At 61.6% G+C, this 1,431-nt stretch carries 3 protein-coding genes and 1 pseudogene; 3 read left to right on the top strand and 1 reads right to left on the bottom strand.

Annotation, left to right across the window (positions count from 1 at the left end; all coding sequences use genetic code 11):
* From ABT116_RS51205 to ABT116_RS46085, 3 genes and pseudogenes are all read left to right on the top strand, one after another.
* Positions 1-87 (top strand): annotated as a pseudogene (locus tag ABT116_RS51205) (hypothetical protein); the annotation flags it as partial.
* Between the two features lie 62 nt (positions 88-149).
* Complete coding sequence (locus ABT116_RS46090; RefSeq protein ID WP_351647167.1) at positions 150-515, top strand: DUF5994 family protein; 366 nt, start codon at positions 150-152, stop codon at positions 513-515.
* 123 nt (positions 516-638) lie between these two features.
* Positions 639-992, top strand: coding sequence for a hypothetical protein (locus ABT116_RS46085; protein WP_351647165.1), 354 nt, complete (start codon positions 639-641; stop codon positions 990-992).
* 9 nt (positions 993-1,001) lie between these two features.
* Here ABT116_RS46085 and ABT116_RS46080 read toward each other — a convergent pair whose 3' ends face one another.
* Positions 1,002-1,319, bottom strand: a complete 318-nt coding sequence (locus ABT116_RS46080; protein ID WP_095971959.1) for a WhiB family transcriptional regulator — start codon at positions 1,317-1,319, stop codon at positions 1,002-1,004.
* Positions 1,320-1,431 lie beyond the last annotated feature (112 nt).

The raw sequence follows: 1,431 nt of genomic DNA, 5'->3' as shown, positions 1-1,431 counted from the left end.
TACGAGTTCGTGAACAAGGTGACCGGTGGCCGTGTCCCGAAGGAGTACATCCCTTCGGTGGACGCCGGTGCGCAGGAGACTATGCAACGGAAGCGCCGCAGCGCCATGTCGGGCAACCTTTCCCGTCGCCGACGCGGACTCCGCGATTCCTGCTTCGTGGGCAAGGTGCCGTCAAGGCATCGGTTGACGGCGCGTGGTTCCCGTGGACCACGAACGTCACGGCGGAGCTTCACGATCTGATATCCGCACTTTCGCTGAGGTTGGGGCCGATCGCGCGGGTTGCGTTCGACTGGAACACGATCAGCAGCGCCCAGCGACGTATCGACGAGGTCGACGGACTGGAAGTGCGGGGTCCGTACCCTGGCCAGCCTCACGATTTGATGTATCTCGACGACATCCATGGTCGTCAACTCGTTTTGATGATGATTCCGCCGTACACGGATCCGGACCGTGCGTACGAGATCATGCGGCGGTTGGTGGATCCTGGCCGCAGCGAAATCTATCGGGTGCAGTGAGATCTTTCTGACGGGTGGGATCGAATCTTTCGATTCCTGAACATGCGTCCAGTTTGTCTGGTTTGATGGTTCTCGTAACCACGATCTCAGGCGCATTCCTTCCGGTCAGCGCTTGGGCGCGGCTTGTCGAACGCCCTCGAAACGGTGGAGCGGGCGCGCGGCGCTCTGTACGACTTCCATCAGCTGATCGGACATGCGGATCTCATGCTCGACGAGGTCGTCGAGTTACTGCGATCCAGCGGTAACGACGAGCTGGCCGATCAGATCGAGGGCGAGTTGATGGGCCGGAACGTGGTCGAAGGGCGCTGGACCTTCCAGCTCGTCGAAGAGTTCGACGAGAACTACTGGTCCTTCTTTCGCGAATGCGAGCAGGTGGTGCGTGACAAGCTGGCCGGTGGAGTATCGCACCTCTTCGAAGCCGAGATGAAGGAGCGACGCCGCACGCACGGTTTGCGACACCACGAGGCCAGACCTTGAGGTTGCTACCTATTCCGGTGAGCTCGCCGCGGCACTGATCAGTGGTTCAGTTCGACTTTTACGCAACGATTCTCGTTCGGTCGCCGTCATGCCGCCCCAAATGCCGTGGGGTTCCCCGGTCTGGATGGCGTGCACGAGGCATCTCTGCACGACAGGACATCTGGCGCACACCAGCTTCGCCGAACTCTCGCGCTTCGCTCGCCTGGAGCCGCGCTCGTTCGTGTCGTCGTAGAACAGGGCGGGATCGGTGTCGCGGCAGGTGCCGGACAGCTGCCAATCCCACTCGTCGGCAAGGGGCCTGGGAGATGTGTAGGAGCGCATGAACATGGACGTTCCCTTCGCTGCGTGACGAACTCGACTCGGATCGAGGATCCAGGTCGGGTGTTGAGGCAAAGCTCGGTCCCGCCGGCCTGAACCGGCGGGACCTTCGAGGCTCCTC

The organism is Streptomyces sp. NPDC002130 (genome assembly GCF_040296465.1).
GTDB lineage: Bacteria > Actinomycetota > Actinomycetes > Streptomycetales > Streptomycetaceae > Streptomyces.
This window is presented reverse-complemented; position numbering and strand designations above follow the sequence as displayed.